This is a genomic window from Alcaligenes ammonioxydans (genome assembly GCF_019343455.1).
Taxonomy (GTDB): domain Bacteria; phylum Pseudomonadota; class Gammaproteobacteria; order Burkholderiales; family Burkholderiaceae_B; genus Alcaligenes; species Alcaligenes ammonioxydans.
Genome location: NZ_CP049362.1, coordinates 2,701,134 through 2,722,853, shown reverse-complemented (window position 1 = coordinate 2,722,853; position 21,720 = coordinate 2,701,134). Strand labels below are relative to the sequence as shown.

Annotated in this window: 19 protein-coding genes and 1 tRNA gene; 13 read left to right on the top strand and 7 right to left on the bottom strand. The window is 56.1% G+C overall.

Annotation, left to right across the window (positions count from 1 at the left end; genetic code table 11):
* Positions 1-60 precede the first annotated feature (60 nt).
* Complete coding sequence (locus FE795_RS12515; protein WP_003801110.1) at positions 61-1,296, top strand: acyl-CoA dehydrogenase family protein; 1,236 nt, start codon at positions 61-63, stop codon at positions 1,294-1,296.
* A 3-nt stretch (positions 1,297-1,299) separates the two neighbouring features.
* Positions 1,300-2,634, top strand: a complete 1,335-nt coding sequence (locus FE795_RS12510) for a carboxylesterase family protein (RefSeq protein ID WP_131070797.1) — start codon at positions 1,300-1,302, stop codon at positions 2,632-2,634.
* Positions 2,635-2,648: 14 nt separating this feature from the next.
* Here FE795_RS12510 and FE795_RS12505 read toward each other — a convergent pair whose 3' ends face one another.
* Positions 2,649-3,545, bottom strand: a complete 897-nt coding sequence (locus FE795_RS12505; RefSeq protein ID WP_131070796.1) for a PaaX family transcriptional regulator — start codon at positions 3,543-3,545, stop codon at positions 2,649-2,651.
* 148 nt (positions 3,546-3,693) lie between these two features.
* Positions 3,694-3,999 (bottom strand): Dabb family protein, encoded by a 306-nt coding sequence (locus FE795_RS12500; RefSeq protein WP_131070795.1) that lies wholly within the window; start codon positions 3,997-3,999, stop codon positions 3,694-3,696.
* 277 nt (positions 4,000-4,276) lie between these two features.
* Here FE795_RS12500 and FE795_RS12495 point away from each other — a divergent pair, with 277 nt between their 5' ends.
* The 4 genes from FE795_RS12495 (at position 4,277) to FE795_RS12480 (ending at position 7,811) form a co-directional block, all read left to right on the top strand.
* Positions 4,277-4,774, top strand: a complete 498-nt coding sequence (locus FE795_RS12495) for a flavin reductase family protein (protein ID WP_003801104.1) — start codon at positions 4,277-4,279, stop codon at positions 4,772-4,774.
* 59 nt (positions 4,775-4,833) lie between these two features.
* Positions 4,834-6,165, top strand: a complete 1,332-nt coding sequence (locus FE795_RS12490; protein ID WP_230406181.1) for an MFS transporter — start codon at positions 4,834-4,836, stop codon at positions 6,163-6,165.
* A 68-nt stretch (positions 6,166-6,233) separates the two neighbouring features.
* On the top strand, positions 6,234-7,280 hold the full coding sequence (locus FE795_RS12485) for a M29 family metallopeptidase (RefSeq protein WP_131070794.1): 1,047 nt from the start codon (positions 6,234-6,236) through the stop codon (positions 7,278-7,280).
* A 204-nt stretch (positions 7,281-7,484) separates the two neighbouring features.
* On the top strand, positions 7,485-7,811 hold the full coding sequence (locus FE795_RS12480) for a tetratricopeptide repeat protein (RefSeq protein ID WP_003801101.1): 327 nt from the start codon (positions 7,485-7,487) through the stop codon (positions 7,809-7,811).
* A gap of 251 nt (positions 7,812-8,062) precedes the next feature.
* Here FE795_RS12480 and FE795_RS12475 read toward each other — a convergent pair whose 3' ends face one another.
* The gene (locus tag FE795_RS12475; RefSeq protein ID WP_131070793.1) at positions 8,063-8,827 is read right to left on the bottom strand and encodes a Smr/MutS family protein; all 765 of its coding nucleotides are present in this window, start codon (positions 8,825-8,827) and stop codon (positions 8,063-8,065) included.
* Positions 8,814-9,770 carry a thioredoxin-disulfide reductase gene (gene trxB, locus FE795_RS12470; protein ID WP_003801097.1) on the bottom strand — a complete coding sequence of 319 codons (957 nt, stop codon included), beginning with the start codon at positions 9,768-9,770 and terminating at the stop codon, positions 8,814-8,816. The genes FE795_RS12475 and trxB overlap by 14 nt, the downstream gene beginning before the upstream one ends.
* Positions 9,771-9,813: 43 nt before the next feature.
* Here trxB and FE795_RS12465 point away from each other — a divergent pair, with 43 nt between their 5' ends.
* From FE795_RS12465 to serS, 4 genes are all read left to right on the top strand, one after another.
* On the top strand, positions 9,814-12,189 hold the full coding sequence (locus FE795_RS12465) for a DNA translocase FtsK (protein ID WP_039943203.1): 2,376 nt from the start codon (positions 9,814-9,816) through the stop codon (positions 12,187-12,189).
* Complete coding sequence (lolA, locus tag FE795_RS12460; protein ID WP_003801094.1) at positions 12,179-12,805, top strand: outer membrane lipoprotein chaperone LolA; 627 nt, start codon at positions 12,179-12,181, stop codon at positions 12,803-12,805. Before FE795_RS12465 ends, lolA begins: the two co-directional genes overlap by 11 nt.
* A 123-nt stretch (positions 12,806-12,928) precedes the next feature.
* The gene (locus FE795_RS12455; protein ID WP_219234981.1) at positions 12,929-14,242 is read left to right on the top strand and encodes a replication-associated recombination protein A; all 1,314 of its coding nucleotides are present in this window, start codon (positions 12,929-12,931) and stop codon (positions 14,240-14,242) included.
* Between the two features lie 142 nt (positions 14,243-14,384).
* The gene (gene serS / locus FE795_RS12450; protein WP_003801090.1) at positions 14,385-15,731 is read left to right on the top strand and encodes a serine--tRNA ligase; all 1,347 of its coding nucleotides are present in this window, start codon (positions 14,385-14,387) and stop codon (positions 15,729-15,731) included.
* Positions 15,732-15,811: 80 nt separating this feature from the next.
* Here serS and FE795_RS12445 read toward each other — a convergent pair whose 3' ends face one another.
* Together FE795_RS12445 and FE795_RS12440 are read right to left on the bottom strand one after the other, a co-directional pair.
* A complete protein-coding gene (locus tag FE795_RS12445; RefSeq protein ID WP_003801088.1) occupies positions 15,812-16,120 on the bottom strand; it encodes a hypothetical protein in 309 nt (102 codons plus the stop codon).
* Between the two features lie 182 nt (positions 16,121-16,302).
* Positions 16,303-16,713 carry a hypothetical protein gene (locus FE795_RS12440; protein WP_003801086.1) on the bottom strand — a complete coding sequence of 137 codons (411 nt, stop codon included), beginning with the start codon at positions 16,711-16,713 and terminating at the stop codon, positions 16,303-16,305.
* A gap of 300 nt (positions 16,714-17,013) precedes the next feature.
* Here FE795_RS12440 and FE795_RS12435 point away from each other — a divergent pair.
* The 3 genes from FE795_RS12435 to yaaA all read left to right on the top strand — a co-directional run bounded on the left by FE795_RS12435 (position 17,014) and on the right by yaaA (position 19,100).
* Positions 17,014-17,103, top strand: a tRNA-Ser gene (locus FE795_RS12435).
* Between the two features lie 350 nt (positions 17,104-17,453).
* Positions 17,454-18,236: a 3-hydroxybutyrate dehydrogenase gene (locus FE795_RS12430; protein ID WP_003801083.1), complete on the top strand. Its 783-nt coding sequence runs from the start codon at positions 17,454-17,456 to the stop codon at positions 18,234-18,236.
* 78 nt (positions 18,237-18,314) lie between these two features.
* Positions 18,315-19,100: a peroxide stress protein YaaA gene (gene yaaA, locus FE795_RS12425; protein ID WP_131070748.1), complete on the top strand. Its 786-nt coding sequence runs from the start codon at positions 18,315-18,317 to the stop codon at positions 19,098-19,100.
* 270 nt (positions 19,101-19,370) lie between these two features.
* Here yaaA and FE795_RS12420 read toward each other — a convergent pair whose 3' ends face one another.
* The gene (locus FE795_RS12420) at positions 19,371-21,656 is read right to left on the bottom strand and encodes an FUSC family protein (protein WP_131070747.1); all 2,286 of its coding nucleotides are present in this window, start codon (positions 21,654-21,656) and stop codon (positions 19,371-19,373) included.
* Between the last annotated feature and the right edge of the window lie 64 nt (positions 21,657-21,720).

The following is a 21,720-nucleotide window of genomic DNA, read 5'->3' as shown; positions in this document are numbered from 1 at the left end:
ATTGCGATTATTTAACGATGGCTATAAATTTGAAATATCAAATAATTCTAAGGAGCGGTTATGGCTATCACAGGAGCACCATTGCTTGTCGAGCGTGAGCGGACGATCGTCACGCAGGCCCCGTCCCGTCAGGAGACAGAGGAGATTCTGGAACGTATCCACGACATCGGCCCGCTGCTACGCGAGTTGGCCCCTCAGGCTGACCGTAATCGCGTGTTGTCAGACGAGACGGTTCAAGCTTTGGAGTCCACCGGAGCCTGGCGTATTTCAGCCTTGAAGCGTTACGGTGGTTACGAGGGTGGGGCCGAGATGCTGTTACAGTGCGCCAGCGCGGTGGGCTATTACGATCCGGCGGCCGCCTGGTGTGTGGTGATTTCAAATGGTTCGGTGATGCTTGCCAATCGTTTCAGCGATGCCATGCTGGATGAAGTGTTTGCGGATGGCCCCATCCGCGCTGCGTCTATCTTTGCCCAGCCCCAAGGCACAGCAAGGCCCGACGGCGAAGGCTGGCGTATCACAGGCAAGTGGCCCTTCGCCTCGAACAGCAATCACTCGGACTGGGCGCTTGGGATTTTGTTCATTAAAGAAAGCGAGCAGGCCGAGCCCACCGTGGGCTTTGTGTTAATGCGTCGTGATGAGTTTGAAATTCAGGATACCTGGTACACCATCGGTATGCGCGGTTCGGGCTCCAACACGATGGTGGCTGAAAACCTGTGGGTGCCTAAAGAGCGACTGATTACCTTTCAGCAATTGATGGGGGATGTACAGGAGCAAGACCCTCTGGCCACATTTGGCCGTCGTTTGACCCCGCATTTGACCATGTCGACCTGCATTCAAGCGCCATCGTTAGGTGCGGCTCAGGCCGCGATGGATTTCACCAGCGGCGTCAGTGGCAAGCGTGGCATTACCTACACCCATTACACGAAACAGTCGGACTCAGGGGCGTTCGTTCAGAACCTGGGGGCAGCCAGTATTCAGATTGATAGCGCGCGTTTATTGTTGGAGCGCGCTGCAGCGCAGATTGATGCGGCTGCTTCTGGCATAGTGCCCATGCCCTTGGCGCTGCGTGCCCGCCACCGCGCCGGGATCGGTCATGCTGGGCATGAACTGGTGGATGCGGTGAATAATCTGTGCTGGTTGCATGGCACTGCCTCCTTTGCGGAAAACAGTCTGCTGGGCCGCATGTGGCGCGATATCAATACAGGCACTCGCCATGCTTCGATTACGGCACCGATGGGCTACGAGCTTCACGGCAACGGCATGACCGGTACGCCTTATATTTCCAACAAGCTTTAAGCCATGACGGCGACATTGCGGATCCATGCCCCCTCGCGTCGTTGTCGTGCCGATGGCGTGAAAGTGCAGGCCTGGTATGGCCTGCGTTACGCCCAAGGCACGCGCCGTTTTGAAGCGGCGCAGGCGGCGATCGGGCGGATGGCAGCGACATCGCTGGATCAGGTGCCTGTCTTTCCGCAGCGCCCTAGCCGTCTTGCTGCGGTCATGGGCGCAGGCAGTGCCAATCCGCAATCTGAAGACGCATATTTTCTGAATGTGTGGGCACCTGCCCAAGCGCAAGGTCTGCCCGTGCTGTTCTTTATCCACGGCGGTGCCTGGATGAGTGGCGGCGCTTCTTTGGACTGGTATGACGGCACCCGTCTGGCAGCGCAGGGCATGGTGGTGGTCAATGTGAATTATCGCCTCGGTGCCTTGGGGCACTTGGGTGATGCACAAGCGGACGACTTGCCCTTGCCGGCAGCCGATTTGCGCTTGGCGCTCCAATGGGTGAAGGATCGCATCCACGCCTTTGGTGGCGATCCGGACAGGATCACCTTGATGGGGCAGTCGGCGGGTGGCTGGTACGCGCATTTGCTTAGCGTGCTGGAGTCCACACGAGGCTGGATTGATCGTGTGGCCTTGCTCAGCATGGGAACGCGCACGCCATGGTCGCCCGAGCAGCAAAGAAAAACCACGGAACGCGTGCGACAAAGCCTGGGCGATCAGTGGCTGACCGCGGATGTGGATATCGTGATGCAGCACGGCATGATGGCTTTGGACAAAGAACCACCACGTTTGGCTCATGCTCCGTCAGCATTCTTGCCTGTGATCAGTGCCGGGATGCCACCGGATTTATGGAATCCTGACTGGGCGGCGCACGCCTGCCATGCACAGGCGGTGTATCTGCGCTGTACTGCCCAAGAGTCCTCGGTGTTCTTTTTTGACGTGCCTTTTCATCGGCAGGCGACGCAAGAGCAGGTTGATCAGGCGTTGGGTGAATGGCCTGTGGGGGATTTGCCCGCCATTCTGTTACGAAATGGAATGTATCAGGGAGCGGGGTCGGGCCTGACGCCGTATCGGCAAGTTGTTGCAGCCTCGTCATGGTTGCAATTTCAGCGTTTTCCCACGCACTATGCGGCCAGTTTGAAGGCAGCGGGGCATTCTGTGATTTGGAGTGACTTCACGGAACAAAGCCCGCTGGAGGCTGTGTTCAGTGGGCATTGTTTTGATTTGCCGTTCCAGTTTGGCAACTTCCAGGCCTGGCAGGATGCACCCATGATGCAGGGGGTGACGCTGGAGCGGTTTGAGCGTGTCGCCCAGGACTTGATGGGTGACATCGCTCGTTTTGCAGGGGCGTAACGAAAGGAGTGGACTTAGTCCGTCCCGCGGGCCTTCCAGTTTGGAATGGCCTGCTGCACGTGTTGCGAGCTCAAGGGGCTCAGCAGTCGATGCAAGTCACCAAACAGTTTGCGGGCCGAATTGCCTACCCAGTTGTCTGGCAACAGCTCGGGTGCCAGGCCGGGGTCCAGAAAGGGCAGTCGGCGCCAACGGGTCACCATGGGCATATAGAGGCGGAAGGCTTCCAGAGGGTCGCCCGTGCCTTGGCGCAAAGCGGTTTGCCAGACTTCAACCTCGTCCTGATACGCGTTCAAAAAAGACTGGTACTCATTAGCCAGCTTGTCCCAATTCCACCAGCGGGAGATTTTTTCCTGAATATCGCTCAGGCCGCTAGGCTCACAGGTGAACAGCTCAATATAAGGCCACAGTTGGTGCTCGCGGATGTACTCCACGGCTTCGGCCTGCAAGCGAGCCGGGCCTATATACAAGCCAGCATTTACCGTGCCGAACCCCATCCGTGACAGGCCCGTTCGAATCTTGTGGCGATTCTGACGCTCACTTTCGGGAACGGAGAAAGAGACCAGGAGCCAAGGGTCTCGGATATTCATGGAGGGCGAGGAGAAAATCCGTTCGTCGCCCGCTTGCATGTGAGGCTCAAGCTCGGCGGCCAAGGCATAGCCTTTTCCTGAGGCGGCCGGCTGGCTGATCAGCACGCCTTTTTTCTTGAGTCGTGAGATGGCAGAGCGCACGCTGGAGGGCTCTGCGCCCAGATCGGACAGCAACTGAACGACGCTGGCCACGGGGATGGTGATGCCGGCGGGGCGGGCGAACAAACCATAAAGCGTCAGAATGTAATGATGCGGGGCAAGTTGTTCGTGTTCGCCATGGTCGCGGCTGGCGATGAACTCATCAATCGCGATGCTTGCTTTCATTCTGTTTTCCGGTGGTGGGGCGGATGGCTACCCATTTTTGATAGTAGGTTTGCAGCGAGCCATTTTACCGTGCGTACCCCAGCGGCGCTAGCGTTGTCGGATTGGGACTTGCAGGGGGGCTATGTACCTGAGCGGGCGCTCAGGCGTTTTAGGACAAGCTTTCCTCCAGCACGCTATCGAGCACCACAATGTCCTGAATGTGCGGGGTGATGGCCTCCAGCATGGCCTGATGAGCGTCGCTTTCTCTATAAGCGTCCAGCGCTTCCTGGGAGCGGAATACCGATAGCAGAGCATGGCTGTAGCGTGCGGAGCTGCGTGACAGATTTGGCACCCACTCAAAGCGTTCTATCCCTGGGCACTCTTGCCGTATGCGGATAAAAGCGTGATCCAGTGTAGATGCCAGCTCGGGCTTAATGGGGGCGTGGGGCGCCATCAAAACGATATGCAGGTACATATTGTCCTTTGCAGAATAACTTGTTTTGTTGCAAATAAATTATCGAGAAAGATAATACGCAATAAAATTTATATAAATTGTATAGGTCTATAGCTTTTAAAACGACGTTTTTTCATAGGGTTAATACCTAAAATCAATAAACAAACCCTAGTAAAAGCAAATTTGTTATTGCAAATAAATGACGATCGAAACAGAATTGAGTTCAGGTGAGTGAGCGCTAGGAACGCTCTTCACCTATTGGGTTCTGGTTCTTTAACGCCTGAGCAGGGTCATCGTCATGAAAGAAAGCATAAGTGGGTTGGGGGCCAGGGCGGTACGCGAAGCCTTCGGGCATTTTCCGTCGGGGGTTGCAGCCATTGCAGCCGTGCTCGATGGCAAGCCGCACGTCATTGTTGCGTCCAGCTTTTCCGTAGGGGTCTCGCTAGCCCCGCCTTTGGCTGCCTTTTTTGTACAGAAAAGTTCCTCGACCTGGGCGCTGCTGTCTCGCGCCTCGCGTCTGGGGGTATCCATTTTGAGTGCTGAACATGCGGCTATTTGTCGTCAGCTGGCCGGGCCGGATAAGGACAGCCGCTTCAGCGATGTCGAGGTCGAGCTGACCGAGGAGGGGGCCGTCCATATAAAAGGGGCATCAGTCTGGTTTGACTGCAGTGTTTTTCAAGTGCATCCGGCTGGGGACCACGATGCCGTGCAATTGCTTATCCACGATGTGCAGATCGAGCGCGAAGTCTCGCCATTGATCTTCCATCGCTCTCGTTTCACGCAGTTGGTGGCCTAAGCCGCCGGATCAACAACAAAAAACAAGAAGCACAACTATCACAGTGAAGGGGACATCTCTTGGACGCACCTACATCATCTTTGCGCGAGCAGCCCATGACTGCCGCGCAGCGTCGACGCGTTATTTGGGGGGTTGGGGCGGGCAACGCCCTGGAGTGGTATGACTGGACGGCTTATTCGATTTTTGCCGCCTATTTTGCCAAGCAGTTTTTCCATAGCGAGGACCCGCTGGCCGCATTGCTGGGCACGCTGGCAGTATTTGCCGTTGGTTTTTTCATGCGCCCTCTGGGAGGCATCTTTTTTGGCTGGCTGGCCGACCGCAAGGGACGACGGTTCACCATGACCTTGTCCATGTTGATTACCGCGTTGGGCAGTCTGGTGATCGGCATTGCGCCCACTTATGACATGGTGGGGCCGATTGCCGCTTTGTTCTTGTTGATGGGGCGCTTGTTACAAGGGATTGGTCATGGTGGTGAGGTGGTTTCTTCCTTCACTTATGTCACGGAAATGGCGCCCGCTCATAAACGCGGGCTGTGGTCGTCCTCTGTTTTTGTGTTTGTCACAATTGGCGTGCTGGCCGCGGTCTTGCTCAGTGCCTGCCTGACCAGTCTGCTGGGGGAGGAGGTCGTTCGAGCCTGGGCATGGCGTGTTCCCTTTGTATTGGGGGGTGCCTTGGGAGTGTATGCGCTGTATCTGCGCAGAAAGCTCGATGAAACCCCCATGTTCAAAGCCCGTCAGGCTGCAGCACAAGCCTCGGGCAAAACGGCACGCCCTGGCGCGCGCGTGTTCTGGGCCGAGGTCTGGAAGTACCGCAGCGCCTGCTTGCGTGTATTCGCTTTGTCGGCAGGCGGCACCGTCTTGTATTACGTCTGGGCCATCATGGCGCCGACCTTTGCCATCACCTCCCTGGGCATGCCTGCTGCCAAGGTGATGTGGGTGGGCGTAGGAGCAAATATATTTTTGATCTTGTGCCTGATCTTCTGGGGGGCGTTCTCCGATCGTTTCGGTCGCAAGGTGAACTGGTATTTTTTTTCCATCGGTTCAATCATCAGCATCATTCCATTGACGATGGTGCTGACCGGCGGACAGGGCGAGATCTGGCGTCTGGTGGTATTCATGATGGGCGGCATGCTTCTGATCTCGGCGCCTACCGCCATCATGCCCGCTTTTTTTCCTGAGCAGTTCCCGACACGCATCCGTGCGGTCGCCATGGGGCTGCCGTATTCGGTTGCCGGTGCCTTGACGGGCGGGACTGCTCCCTATTTGCAAGCCTGGCTGCATTCGATCAATCAAAAGCAGGTTTTTGACTGGTATTTGATCGGCCTGTGTGTTCTGGCTTTGTGGGCCACGATTGCCTCGCCTGAAACCAGGGGCAAGGATTTGCACGACTGATGTGCAGAGGCGCCGCCCGGCTGAAAAAGCCGCGCAGCGCCTTTTTTGAATTTTCAAGGAGTAGTGAGATGTTGCGTGAGCATATTGAAGGCAAGTGGATTGCTGATTTTGTAGAAGTGTTTGGACTGTGCAAGGTGCAGCCCGGCGAAATGGCAGTCGTGCTGTCCGAGACGCAATCGCGCTCTGTGCTGGCCGAGCTGGCCGAGTTGGCCCTGACGCAAATGGGGGCGCGGGTTTGTCATGTGAAACTGGTCTCGCCACGACTGAAAAGCAATATTGCCCTGCGCTCGACTGGGACTTCCTTGGCTCTGGAAGGCATGGACCCGATAGTCCAGGCTTTGGCAGGCAGCCAGTTCATCGTGGACTGCACCGTAGAAGGGCTGCTGCATTCGCCCGAGCGTGCCGCACTGCTGGCCAAAGGGGCCCGCATCATGATGATTAGCGACGAGCACCCCGAGATTCTGGAGCGGGTCAAACCCAGTCCTTACCTGCAAGGCAAGTGCGATCTTGGCGGCAAGCTGATTACCGATGCGAGTGTCATGCACATTAGCTCCGAGGCCGGCACGGATCTGACAGTCAGCCTGGAGGGGGTGATTGGACGCGGCAGCGCCGGAATTGCCGACAAGCCGGGCAGTTTTGGATACTGGCCGGCAGGTCTGTGCATTTGCTACCCCAGCAATGGTAGTGTGAATGGGACGTTGGTGCTCGATAGCGGAGATGTGAACTTGACCTTCAAGCGCTATCTGGAGTCGGCCGTGACCCTGCGTATCGAAAATGATTATGTCGTGGCGATTGAGGGCAAGGGTGTAGACGCTGATTTGATCCGTTCTTATTACGCCAGCTGGAACGACAAGGATGCCTATGCCGTCAGTCATGTGGGCTGGGGCATGGCACCGGCGGCTCGCTGGGATTCCATGGCCATGTACGACAAGCGCGATACCAACGGAACCGAGTTGCGTGCCTTTGCCGGTAACTTCCTTTTCTCTACCGGAGCGAATCCCGCTGCAGGCCGTTTTTCTGATTGCCATTTTGACTACCCCATGCGCAATTGCACCGTGAGTCTGGATGGGCGTGAGGTCGTCAGCAAGGGGGTTTTGCAAGGCGATCTGGCCTAAAGGCGGCACTCGCCGGAGAATGGACCTACAGAGCCTGGCCTGCTGAGGCCGCCTTTTGATATTCCGTGGTACAAAACCAGGCTCAATGCTTGATGGCCGGACCGTTCAAGAGCTATCAAGCTATTTAGGCTTGTGCGAGTCGCTATTGTGTTTTGTACGAAGACAGCGCAACCACGACTTGCTTTGTTTTCAAGGGTACGGATTATGCGTGAAGGACTGGAAAAATTGCTGGTTGCTGGCAAGGATAACGCTTTACTGCGCTTTGGCCTGGGTAACGCATGTATGGGCGAGGGCGATCTGGAGGCGGCTCGCGAGCATTTTTCTAAAGCCGTAGAAATGAATCCGCGTTACACCGCAGCCTGGAAGTTGTTGGGGCGGGTACTGGTCAACCTGGGGCAATTTACGCAGGCGCAGCACGTTCTGGAGCAAGGTCTGGTGATTGCCCAGGAGCAGGGCGACAAACAGGCAGAGAAAGAAATGCAGGTGTTTTTGAAACGGGCTGTGAAGGGGCAGGGCCCGGCAACCCAATAAGAAGCGCCGAAGGTAGTGGCTGATATTTTCTTACCATGCGGGTATCAGTGCATTCCCTAAGTGTGACACTTTTATAAATGGGGCACAATACGTTCCATGCAGGTGAGGAGACATAGCCCGCAAAGCTGGGCAATAAAGACCGAAGCAAAACGGTCACTACTATAAAAGCAATAGGCAGTACAACATAACAACAACAAAAAAAAGGCCAGCGAAAGCTGGCCTTTTTTACGTCTCTATCCCACGCAGGACAATCAAACGCCGGGCTCAGTCACAGCCTGCAGCAGGAGTTTGACAGCGCCCTGCCCCCCTTCATTGGGGGCACATTCAACATAAGCCAGAACGTCGGGCAATTGGGTCAGCCAGCGACGCACCGCATGGCGTAAAACGGGTTCCCCATTGCGCGAGCCATAGCCCGTGCCATGGACAATGCGTACACAGCGCAGGCCATGTTCCAGACAGGAACGCAAGAAATTGTCCAGTCGTTCGCGGGCCTGCTCTACATCCGAGCCATGCAAATCCAGACTGGATTCGATGGGCCAACGATTGCGTTCCAGATCGCGCAAGACATCGGGGCCACAGCCCGCACGCAGGTGCCGGATATCATTGCTCTCAACCTGTGCGCTGACATACAGGTCAGAGGCCTGCGGCAGGGCAGGGGTAGAAGCGGGCGCGCCCACTGCGTGGCGGCGACGCTGCTCCAATTGCTCCGGGCTGGCTGCGGGGCGATTGGCGATCAGGCGTTGGCCGCGCTTTTTCAAGGGCGCCACATCGCGCAGGGACTGGCGCAGCCAGGCTCTGTCGCTGGGGTCCAGTAAAGAAACTTGATCTTGGACTCCCGTGCTGGCAAGGGCTGCTCGTCGGGCTGGCTTGCCACCCGGGTCGGGCGGGCGCGGGCGCTTGCGGGCTTGAGGACGGGCGGGGGCTGGAGGCGGATTGAGATCCTGGCGGACCTGACCTTGCAACTTCTTCAGGTCTGCCAGGCTACGGCCCACGGCTTTGGGTTTATTGGTTTTCATCCAACCAGCGCTGTGCGTCCAGGGCGGCCATGCAACCGCTGGCTGCACTGGTAATGGCCTGACGATAGATATTGTCTTGTACATCACCCGCTGCAAATACGCCCGGAACGGAAGTCATGGTTGCCATGCCTTGCAGACCACTGCGCGTAGTGATGTAGCCGTCGTGCATATCCAGCTTGCCTTCGAAGATACCGGTATTGGGCTTGTGGCCAATGGCGATGAATACGCCGGTCACTGCCAGGTCTTCCGTGGCTTGAGTCTGATTGTTGATGATGCGAGCACCTGTCACGCCGGATGCATCACCCAGTACTTCCTGCAGTTCGCTGTGCAGTTTCAGACGGATGTTGCCGTTCTGGACGCGATCCATCAGCTTGTCGGTCAGGATGGGTTCGGAGCGGAAGGTATCGCGACGGTGAATCAGCGTCACGGTTTTGCAGATATTGGACAGGTACAGAGCCTCTTCAACGGCCGTGTTACCACCTCCGACCACAGCCACGTCCTGATTCTTGTAGAAGAAACCGTCACAGGTTGCGCAACCGGACACACCACGGCCCATGAACTCCTGTTCTGTTGGCAAGCCCAGGTACTGAGCCGATGCGCCTGTCGCAATGATCAGCGCATCGCAGGTGTAGACTGTGCCACTATCGCCGTGCAGGGTCAGGGGGCGGGTGGAGAGATCGACCGAGGACACCATGTCAAAGATTAATTCTGTTTCGAATCGTTCTGCATGAGCCTGGAAACGTGCCATAAGATCAGGTCCCTGGACGCCCTGGGCATCGGCCGGCCAGTTGTCTACATCCGTGGTGGTCATCAGTTGGCCACCTTGCTCCATGCCAGTGACCAAGACAGGCTTGAGGTTGGCGCGGGCGGCGTAGATCGCTGCGGTATAGCCGGCCGGGCCTGAGCCCAGAATGAGTACTTTTGCGTGCTTAGTAGTCGACATCACAGAAAATCCGAAAAAGACGATCTCCAATTATAATGAGTCCATGGCAAGAATACCTGCAACATCCCCTCGTTCGTCCCGGTCATCCAAAAATGTGCGCAATGGGCCCTCTGCCTTGCAGCAGCGCCTGACAGGATTGCTGCGCGAAGCACGGTGGATCATCTTCGCTGCACTGGCAGCCTGGCTAGGTCTGGTACTGGCAACCTGGGACCCGGGTGATCCCGGCTGGTCGCACTCTGTGCATTCCGGCCTTACACAAAATGGCGGGGGCATCTTTGGTGCCCACATCGCCGATTTTCTATTGTTTCTTTTCGGGCTGACGTCCTGGCTTTGGGTTGTGCTGCTGGTGCAACGCGTTGCCGTGGGTTTTTACCGGCTGACTGCGTTACTTTTGCCCAGCACCAAGAACGAGGACGTGTTGCCCCGAGTGCGATGGGAAACGGGTATCGGGTTTTTCTTTCTGTTTCTGGGCAGCATGGGCCTGGAATCACTCTTTTTTAAAGAGCTAGGCCAGCAGTGGCAGCTTCCGGCTGGCGCTGGCGGGCAGTTGGGCCAATTATTATCGCAACTGTTGGTAACGTCGATAGGCTTTGGTGGTGCTACGTTGGTGCTGATGGGCCTGCTTGCCGGCGGGGCCAGTTTGTTCTTCGGTTTTTCCTGGTTGACGCTGGCGGAACGTCTGGGCGGCTTGATTGAAGGGGCGATTGCCCGGCTCATGACATTTTGGTCGGCCCGTCAGGATCGGCGTGTGGGCGAGGTCAAACGTGCCGAGCGTACGGAAAGCGTCGTGGCCAAGCAGGAACAACTGGTTCATGAGCAGCCTGTTCGGATCGAGCCCGCTTTTGTAGCCGTGCCCAAATCCGAACGTGTCGAGAAAGAAAAGCAGCAAACCTTGTTCAAGGCACCCCGTCAGGCGGGCGAGGTGAGTGATTTACCCCCACTGTCCTTATTGGACCCGGCCGCTGACAATGTGGAGACCGTATCGCCAGAGACCATTGAGTTCACTTCGCGGCTGATCGAAAAGAAGCTGTCGGATTTTGGCGTGGCAGTAACGGTGGTGGCTGCCCAGGCCGGTCCGGTTATTACACGCTACGAGATCGAGCCAGCCACGGGCGTGAAGGGCAGCCAGATCGTGAATCTGGCCAAAGACCTAGCCCGCGCCTTGAGTCTGGTCAGCATCCGGGTGGTGGAAACCATTCCCGGTAAGAACCTGATGGGGCTGGAGCTACCCAACCCTCGTCGTCAAATGGTGCGTCTGGAGGAAATCGTCGGATCGCAGACCTATCACAGCAGTGCATCCCTGCTGACCATGGCGTTGGGCAAGGATATTGCCGGCAAGCCTGTGGTGGCAGATTTGGCCAAAATGCCTCACCTGCTGGTGGCGGGTACGACGGGCTCCGGTAAGTCTGTCGGGATTAATGCCATGATTTTGTCGTTGCTGTACAAGGCAGACCCGGCCGATGTGCGCCTGATCCTGATCGATCCCAAGATGCTGGAAATGAGTGTCTATGAAGGGATTCCTCATTTGCTGGCGCCGGTGGTCACGGATATGCGTCTGGCGTCCAACGCCTTGAACTGGTGTGTGGCGGAGATGGAAAAACGCTACCGCTTGATGAGCAAGCTGGGCGTGCGCAATCTGGCCGGTTACAACGCCAAGATACGCGAAGCGCAAAAGCGTGAAGAGCCTATCCCCAATCCTTTCTCCTTGACGCCGGATGCTCCCGAGCCACTGTCCGTTCTGCCCATGATTGTCGTCATTATTGACGAGCTGGCTGACCTGATGATGGTGCAAGGCAAGAAGATCGAAGAGTTGATTGCCCGTTTGGCTCAGAAGGCCCGTGCGGCCGGTATTCACTTGATTCTGGCTACACAGCGTCCTAGTGTGGATGTGATTACGGGTCTGATTAAGGCGAACATTCCTACCCGTATCGCTTTTCAGGTGTCCTCCAAGATCGACTCGCGCACCATTTTGGATCAGATGGGTGCGGAAACCTTGCTTGGACAGGGCGATATGCTGTATCTGCCTCCTGGCACCGGTTTGCCCAAACGTGTACACGGTGCATTTGTCAGCGATGACGAGGTTCACCGGGTGGTCGAGCATCTGAAAGAACATGGTGAGCCCGATTACATTGAAGGTTTGCTGGAAGGCGCCATCGAAGGAGAGTCGGGCGAGGGCGTCAATCCCATAACGGGCATGGCGGATGCGGAAGCCGATCCCTTGTACGACCAGGCTGTTCAGGTCATTATCAAAAATCGTCGCGCTTCGATTTCCTCGGTACAGCGTCATTTACGTATCGGTTATAACCGGGCAGCACGGCTGCTGGAACAAATGGAGCAGGCGGGGCTGGTATCGGCCATGCAGCCCAATGGTAACCGTGAAATTCTGGTCCCCGCAGGAGGTGCCAAAGATGAAGATTAAGACATTGTTGGCCAGCATGTTGCTGGCTGCCACACCTGCCTTGACCCTGGCCGCATCGGGCGGCGAGCAATTGCGCTCCTTTGTGCAGGATGTACGTGCCGCCAAGGGAGAGTTCTCTCAGCGCACCGTAGACAGCAACGGCCAATCCAAAGGTGCGCCGCAGTCAGGGCAGTTCGTGTTTCAGCGTCCGGGCCAGTTCAAGTGGCATGTGCAGCGCCCTTATGAGCAGTTGATCGTGTCGGACGGCAAGGTACTGTATCAATACGACCCGGATCTGGCACAGGTCACCGAGCGTGGAGTGGATCAGTCTATTGGCGCTTCGCCTGCCGCTATATTGTTTGGTACTGGCAATCTGGAAGATTCGTTCCGACTGGTCGAGCAGGCGTCGCGGGATGGGATGGAGTGGATACGAGCCACGCCTTTGCAAACTGATGCTGGCTTTTCCTATGTGGATATTGGCTTCAAGGGCAGTGAGCCTCGTCGTCTTGAGTTGCAGGACTCATTTGGGCAGACCACCTATATTGATTTCACCGCTCTGGAACCCAACCCCCGTATTAGCGCCAGCACGTTTACTTTCAAAGCTCCCGCCGGCGTGGATGTGGTGTCCATGCCCTAAGGCGTTGTGGCTCTGGTGCCAAGACAGTCAGAGCCAGCGTGCCGTTCGCTTTAGTACCACACGTTTTCAATATAGACCTGGTCTGCTTGGCCAGGTCTTGCCATTTTAGGAAGGGCGATCGCCATGCGTGATTTGTTCGCTCAGGAACCCGCCGCACCCTTGGCCGAAGCACTGCGCCCCAAAACACTGGATCAAGTAGTAGGGCAGTCCCATTTGCTGGGCGAGGGCAAGCCCTTGCGCTTGGCGTTTCAGTCTGGCAAACCCCACTCCATGATTTTCTGGGGGCCACCGGGTGTTGGTAAAACCACTTTGGCTCGTTTGACGGCCAGTGCGTTTGAGTGCGAGTTCATTGCCTTGTCGGCCGTTTTTTCGGGCGTGAAGGATATTCGTGCCGCCATGGAGCAAGCCCAGCACAACCTGACCATGGGCAAGCACACCATCCTGTTTGTGGACGAGATTCATCGCTTCAACAAGTCCCAGCAGGATGCACTGCTACCCTATGCCGAGAGCGGCTTGGTGACCCTTATTGGTGCCACGACGGAAAACCCCTCGTTTGAGGTCAATTCGGCCTTGCTGTCGCGGGCGCAAGTTTATGTACTTAAATCCCTGACGGATGATGAACTTAAACGGCTGCTGCGCCGCGTACAGGAGCAAAACGCGCTGGAGGGTCTGGAGTTTGAGGATCAAGCTGTTGATACCTTGATCGGCTATGCCGACGGCGATGCGCGACGTTTTTTGAACCTGCTCGAGCAGACCAATACAGCTGCCAAGACCTCGGGCACCGAGCTGGTTACCACAGACTTTTTGCAAAACGCCTTGACCTTGAACTCCCGACGCTTTGACAAGGGGGGCGATAATTTCTATGACCAGATTTCTGCTTTGCATAAATCGGTGCGTGGTTCCAACCCGGATGCGGCTTTGTATTGGCTCACTCGGATGCTGGACGGCGGGGCGGATGCCCGTTATTTGTCGCGTCGTATCATTCGCATGGCTTGGGAGGATATCGGTCTGGCCGATCCGCGCGCCATGCAAATTGCTAACGATGCTGCCTTGACCTTCGAGCGGCTGGGCAGCCCCGAAGGCGAACTGGCCCTGGGACAGGCAGTCATCTATCTGGCCATCGCTCCCAAGAGCAATGCGGGGTATAAGGCCTACAACCAGGCTCGCGCCTTTGTAAAGCAGGATAAGAGCCGTGAAGTACCCGTGCATTTGCGCAACGCGCCGACCAAGCTGATGAAAGAGCTGGGCCACGGTCATGCGTATCGCTATGCTCACGACGAGCCCAATGCCTACGCGGCGGGCGAGACCTACCTGCCGGACGGCATTCCCGACCCCCATTGGTATCAGCCAGTACCTCGCGGTCTGGAAATCAAGATTGCTGAAAAAATGGAACGCCTGCGTCAACTGGACGAGCAGGCCGGTAAAAAAGACACTTAAGACAGGACGGGCGCTTGCTGGGCCTGTCACCCCCGTATTTCCCGATATCCCGCTACTGCGTGCGCTGTGCTGCGCTTGTGGTGGCTTGCGGTTAAAATCACCACATCAATCGGGATTGAACCATCACCTATATGGCTATTAAATGTTAGATCTGAACCAATTACGCAAAGACTTGGAGCCGCTGGTACAGGGCTTGGCGAAACGTGGCGTGCAATTTGACACCGAGCGTTTCCAGCAGCTGGAAGCCCGCCGCAAAGCGGTGCAGGTGGAAACAGAAACTCTGCAGGCCGAGCGCAATGCACTGGCCAAACGTATTGGCCAGCTCAAGTCCAAGGGCGAAGACGCTAGCGAGGCATTGGCTCAATCCCAGCAAATCCCGGTGCGTTTGAAGCAGCTGGAGCAGGATCTGTCCCAAGTACAGGCCGAGCTGTCCTCCTGGTTCGCCACAATTCCCAACCTGCCGCACGAAAGCGTGCCGGTGGGCGAGTCCGAAGAAGACAACGTCGAAGTGCGCCGTTGGATTCCCGGCCCTAAAGATGAACAGGGCAAGCCCGCGCACATCACCTTTGAGCCGCGCGATCACGTGGATCTGGGTGAAAAGCTGGGCCTGGATTTTGAGTCGGCTCGTAAGCTGGCGGGTGCCCGTTTCATGGTCTTGCGTGGCCCTCTGGCCCGTTTGCACCGTGCGCTGGCTCAGTTCATGCTGGACACGCAAGTGCAAGAGCATGGTTACACCGAATGCTATACCCCCTACATCGTGAACGCCTCCACCTTGTACGGTACTGGCCAGCTGCCCAAGTTCAAGGATGATATGTTCTGGGTCACCAAGGGTGGTCAGGACAATGAGCCAGCCGATCCGGCCGAATCCAAGCCCGAAGACCTGTACCTGATCTCCACCTCCGAGATCAGTTTGACGGGCATGGTGCGCGACGAGATTCTGGCTGGTGATGCGTTGCCCATGCGTCTGACTGCTCACTCGCCTTGCTTCCGTTCGGAGGCCGGTAGCGGTGGCCGGGACACCCGCGGTGTGATTCGTCAGCACCAGTTCGACAAAGTAGAAATGGTGCAGATTGTCCACCCTGAAAAATCTTACGAGGCGCTGGAGGCTATGGTCGGCCACGCTGAACACGTGCTGCAGGCTCTGGAGCTGCCTTACCGTGTGGTGCAGCTCTGTACGGGCGACATGGGCTTTTCGGCGGCCAAAACCTATGATCTGGAGGTGTGGTTGCCCGCACAGGATACGTTCCGCGAGATTTCTTCGGTCTCGAACTGCGAAGCTTTCCAGGCTCGTCGCTTGCAAGCGCGTTTTCGTGCTGACAGCAAGGCTCGCCCCGAGTTTGTGCACACATTGAACGGGTCGGGTCTGGCGGTGGGACGCGCCTTGGTGGCGGTGCTGGAAAATCACCAGCAAGAAGATGGCAGCGTGATTGTGCCCAAGGTTCTGCGCCCCTACATGGGTGGTCTGGAACGTCTGGTGCCTGCGCAGTAAAGCGGCTGTCTTAAAAGAGAAAGGGCTGATGACCGTTGTGGTCCTCAGCCCTTTTTTATGCTTGGCTCCGTTCAGATGGGTCAGTCATCATCCCAGTAGCGCTCCTGATGCTTGCGCCAGCGTTTGTGAGCCCGCCGTTGTTCTTTGCGCCACTCTTTGCTGCCGCGTCCATACTCCACGTAGCCGGGACGATAGACGTAACGGGGTGGATGGTAAACCACTGGCGGGGGCGCGACATAAACCGGGCGCTCCACAACACGTGCGGGTGGGTAGAAGATGGGCCCATAACCAATCCCGGGAATACCAACATTGATGTCCACATTCACACCGCCCGCAAAGGCGGTGCTGGTGCTCAAGGCCATCAAACTGGCGAACAGTAGTTTTTTCATATGCTGCACCTCACGTGACTCTAGCTGCAGCGATTGTTGCCCGGATTTGCAGGCTCAAACGTTAGGCAAACCTGCCAAAGCACTTCCAAAAGCAACATGACTCGTATGAGCTATGCTCAGGATTTACCTTTCTTAACAACTATTTCCCCTGTCCGGATGGACAGGGGAGCCATGCAGTCGGGTCAGAAGGTGTGCCGTTCAACCTGACGGTGACGGACCGGGCGGCGATTGTGGTTCGCGTGCAGTTGTTGAGCGTGCGCGGAATCACTCTGTTTATGCAGATGCGGGGTCAGGCGAGTTTTACGCTGTGGGGGTTCCGCACGGGGCTTGGAGTTGATCTCCAGAAACCAGAGGCACAGGCCGGCCCAGAAAAATAGCGATAGGATATTGACCAGCCCACCTCGCAAGGAGGCGTAGCCCGTCGCTTCCGAGGCCTGGATACGAAGTACGTCTGACAGATATGGAACAGAGCCCAATGTCTCCACTACTAGACTGCCTGGAATTCGGAAAGCCCAGCGCAAGGTCTGGAGGATTTCATTCAGGCTGTACAGGCCATCGCCGTTGGCATCAATAATCCATTGGAAGGTTTGCATGACAATTCCTTTTATCAAGTCCAGTGTTTTGCACTGGAATTACAAGGACTGCCGGAGAAAAGGCAGGGCTGCGATGCATCAATGTGTGATTCCAATATAGGCCCGCCTACCAGAGCAAACAAGCAAAACAGTCGAAAATAAAGGGTAAACCCTTGATCGAAAAGAATACTTTGGGTTCTGAGGCAGGTTCCGCCGACTGACCGTGCGCGTGGAACGAGTCACTCTACACGGTTAGTGCTTGTCAAAACGCATTCTTTCATCTATATTTATGGGCTTGCTTGTAACCATATAAGCAATCGCGGACAGGTGGCAGAGTGGTCGAATGTACCTGACTCGAAATCAGGCGTACGTGCAAGCGTACCGTGGGTTCGAATCCCACCCTGTCCGCCACTTAGAATTTTAAAAGCCCTTGATTATTCAAGGGCTTTTTTGTTTTCTATTTGCCTTGTCGGTTTTGTTGGCCAGTTGCCTGTCATGTTGCGGCGTTAAAGTGGGAAACGTATGGCTGTCTGACGGGCAATTGCCTGCCGAAACGCGGGTTCTCCGTTCCGATTGGGCAGACATGACCTGTGTCGATGCCCACGTGAGCACAGATTACTCCGGTGTTACGGGGCTATCTGTCGCCCCGCGGGGTGGGCGCTCAGCTCGGACAAAACTCTCCTGACGTCTTGTCCGGCCATGCAGAGCGGCGAGTACACTTGAGGTTTCAGTTCTCTGTTGTCCATACTCACGAGGTATCTATGCTGAAAGGTAAAAAAGCGATCGTAACGGGATCGACCAGTGGTATTGGTCTGGCCATGGCCACCGAATTGGCAAAAGCAGGTGCGGATGTGGTGATCAACGGTTTTGGTCAGCCTGAAGATATCGAGCGCGAGCGCAGTTCTCTGGAGTCCAGATTCGGCATCCACGCCTATTATCTGAATGCGGACCTGAGTGACGCCCAGGCGACACGTGATTTTGTTGCCAAGGCCGCGCAAGCCCTGGGTGGCCTGGATATTCTGGTCAATAACGCTGGCATCCAGTACACAGCAACCATTGAGGACTTTCCTGTCGACAAATGGAACGCCATTATTGCGCTGAACCTGTCTGCTGTCTTTCATGGTACGGCCGCTGCCTTGCCCATCATGCAAAAGCAGGGGTGGGGACGAATCATCAATATCGCTTCGGCCCATGGTTTGGTGGCCTCGGTGAATAAGTCGGCGTATGTGGCGGCCAAGCATGGCGTTGTTGGGCTGACCAAAGTGACGGCGCTGGAAAATGCCGGCAAGGGCATTACGTGCAATGCGATTTGTCCCGGGTGGGTCCGCACACCGCTGGTGGAAAAGCAGATTGAGGCCATCAGTCAGCAAAAAGGCATGGATATTGAAGCCGCTGCTCGCGAGTTGCTGGCAGAGAAGCAGCCTTCCCTGCAGTTTGTGACGCCCGAGCAATTGGGTGGGGCGGCGGTGTTCCTGTGTTCGGCTGCTGCAGATCAGATGACGGGGACGACGCTCAGCCTGGATGGTGGCTGGACGGCGCGCTAATCGCGGTCAGCGCGTTTTTTGTTCATGGCAGATAAAGGGGGCTCCCTTTATCTGTTTGGTTAGAAAGGATATAGGCGCATGTTGTTATTGCTCTCGCCAGCCAAGAAGCTGGATTACGATTCTCCTGTACGTACACAGCTGGAAACCCAACCCTTGTTTGTGGAGCAGGCGCAAGGCTTGATTGATATTTTGCGCACTCAGTCCGAAGAGGATATAGCGGGCCTGATGAAGCTGAGTGACGATCTGGCACGGCTGAACGTTCAGCGCTATCAGGAGTGGGAGCCCAAGTTTGACCGCTCCAACGCACGACAGGCTATTTTGGCGTTTAACGGCGATGTGTATGAGGGCTTGGCTGCCACGGATTTGTCGGACAAGGAACTCAAGTGGGCTCAGGATCACATCGTGATCTTGAGTGGGCTTTATGGAGCCTTGCGTCCTTTGGACTTGATGCGGCCCTATCGTTTGGAAATGGGCACTCGTTTGAGGAATCCCGGTGGTGCGAATTTGTACGCTTATTGGGGAAGCCGTATTGCCAATTATCTGAACGAGCGTCAGGAAGGTGATGCTGATCCTGTTGTCTTGAACCTTGCGTCGGAAGAGTATTTCAAGGCGGTGGATCAAAAATCCCTGCGAGCTCGCGTGGTGCAGTGTGTTTTCCAGGACGAGAAGAATGGCGTCTGGAAGATCATCAGTTTTTATGCCAAGAAAGCGCGTGGTTTGATGGCCCGCTTTGTGATTGATAATCGTGTTCAAACGGTAGAGGCTTTGAAGGCCTTTGATCGTGAAGGCTATGTGTTCCAGCCTGAGCTCTCCAGCGAGGACAAGCTGGTGTTTCGTCGCTCCGAGCAGGACGCCAAGGCTTGATGCGCAGATAGATTTATGGCTTGCGCCGTAGGGGCAGCTCGTTAGCGGATCAGCGGTGTTGCAGAGATGAAAAGGAAAGGCAAGGCCATGTATATTGCGCCTTGCCTTTTTCTTTTTAGTGCTGCGACCAGATGAGGGCTTCGCGCCCTATGCTCTTGTGCTTTGTGCTTTGTGCTTTGTGCTTTGTGCTTTGTGCTTTGTGCTTTGTGCTTTGTGCTTTTGTTTATTCGGCTCTGACAGTGAGTTCCTTAGGTAAGCGGGGCATGGTCATCAAGCCCCTTGCTGGTTCAGCTCCTGCTTGCGCTCGGGTGGCAGCTGTGGGCCAGCACTGTATTCCAGCCCTCTCATATCCTGGCGAATCAACTGGGCTGCCTTGCTCATTTGACGGATTGGGTAGGCCAGCATGGCCAGTTCGCCTTCCGTTTCGATGGAGGCGGGCGGGTCTGCATCCTGATCGTTGATGAGTGCACCAATCGCATCCAGAGCGTTTTGGATGCCTGGCGGAATCTGGCTCAAATTAGCCAGAAGCGGGGCTGCGGCACTGATCTGCGAGGCCAGCACATGGTTCTGAATCAGCAGATTGTTCAGCAGGGACACATTGGCTTGTCGGCTGACAGGTTCGTCCATCATGCGATAGAAGGCCGAGGCAAAGTTGCTAAAGGCAATGTGAACATTCTTGTTCGCCACCTGCCAGGCGGTGTCGGCTTCCATCAAATCCAGATCCACCTGAGCTTTCTGAGCCTCTGTCATCGTGGGTTCGCCCGCTTTATCATTTCTGAGGTTCTGGTTGTGCAGACGACTCAGACGAGCGAACTCCAGACCGGCCCGCCAGAACTCTTTATTGGCGGCCAAGGCTGCGCGTGCCAGGCCCGTCATAGCCGTGGATTCCCAGTTCGGGAGCAAATAACTGGCCGCCATGGCAATGCCGCAACCGATCAGCGTATCGACCAGGCGCTCTCCAATAATGAAAGAGCCGCCTGTAGACAGGAACTGGAAGGACAGAATGACAAAAATGGTATTGAACAGGGCGGATAACAAGAAGTTCAATTGAACCAGACTGTTGCCAAGCAGATAGGCCAGCAACATGGCAATCAGATACAGCTCACGGTTATCGGTGAGCTTGAGCAGCAGAAAGGCCGCCGCACAGCCCAGTATCGTGCCAAACAGCCGCCAGCCATTACGTTGACGGGTGATGGCAAAGCCCGGTTTCATGATCACCAGAATTGTCAGGATGATCCAGTAACTGTGAGCGGTCAGGGCACTGACCAGGCCCAGTTCGCTTTGGAAGTGAGCGCTAAGTGCACCAATTCCCAGGGCCACGATGGAGGCGATGCTGACACGTGCTGCATAGCGGAAGTGCGAGGACTTCAGCTTGAGATTACTGGTCAGCATGCCCATACGCAGTTCTTCGCGCGACAGCATGCGGCTGAGTGATTTGTTCAGGTACTGGTCGACCGGAAGATTCTGGCTGGCTCTGTGTGACAGGCTGGCCATGCTGTCGACGATCCGGTTCAGGTTGCGCATGCGGCGCAGCACCTGGACTAACAGGGCATACGTTTCGGGGTCGGATTGAGACATACCCTGACGTTTGTATTTCTCCAGCTCGTATTCCATGGCGCGGATTTCCGCTTTGACGCTGGAGCGACGGGTTGTGCGAGCGCTGCGTGAAACATTCATGGCGATGCGGCCAATATCCAGCGACAGCTTGTGCAAGCCGTCACGCGCAAAAACCATAAAATCGCTGTCGGAAAGCTGGCGGCGCAGGACGGTGTAGTCGGTGTAAGTGGCAACCAGCGAGTCCAGAATGCTGACCATGTTCAGAAAGATGGTCAGCAGCGCCTTGCGGTGATGATCTCCCCGCCCATGACCGCGTGGCAGTTCGCGCAGTACCACATCGCGGGCCGCCTGATGCTTTTCGGTCATATTGGATTGAAGGTTGATCAGCCGCCGATAGCAAGCGTCCAGATCCGAGCTGGAGTCATAGAACTGTGATCGGGCTTCCATGTACTCAGCGGTGGCAAACAGTGCAACAGCCAGAGTCTGACGTTCTTCCCGATACCAGAACAAGCGTCGAAACAGCGTGCTGAACAGATAATAGGACAGGCCGCCGGCAAACGAGTAAAGGGTGTGCGCCAGCACTTCATGAGGCTGCATGGGAAAGCGCATCGTCAAGGTCATCAGCAGCAGGGCAGCAAAACCGATCAGCCCGCCGCGGCGACCAAAGACAGAAAACATGCTGTACAGAAAGCAGAGCAAGGGGACGCACAGCACCAGCAGCAAAGGGGAACTGGAGGCTAAGCCGGTCAGGCCCACGGTGACCGTGCCCAAGGCAATACCGCCGAGCATTTCATTGTTGCGGTAGCGGCGCGGGCCGCCGGGCTGGTCAATGATGGCAACGCAGGTCGCGCCCATGGACGCAATGACCCCGATGTCATAGTGACCAAAAAACCGGCCCAAAATAATGACCGGCAGCAGTACCCCGATGGACTGGCGCAGTCCACCGAAAAAGTAGTGGCTATACAGGAATTGTTTTAATTGTGGAATGGGCGATGCCATAAAATACCCGGACAGCTCGTCATAGGTAGACAGTATATCGTTTTACGTATGCCCGCTTTAAGCC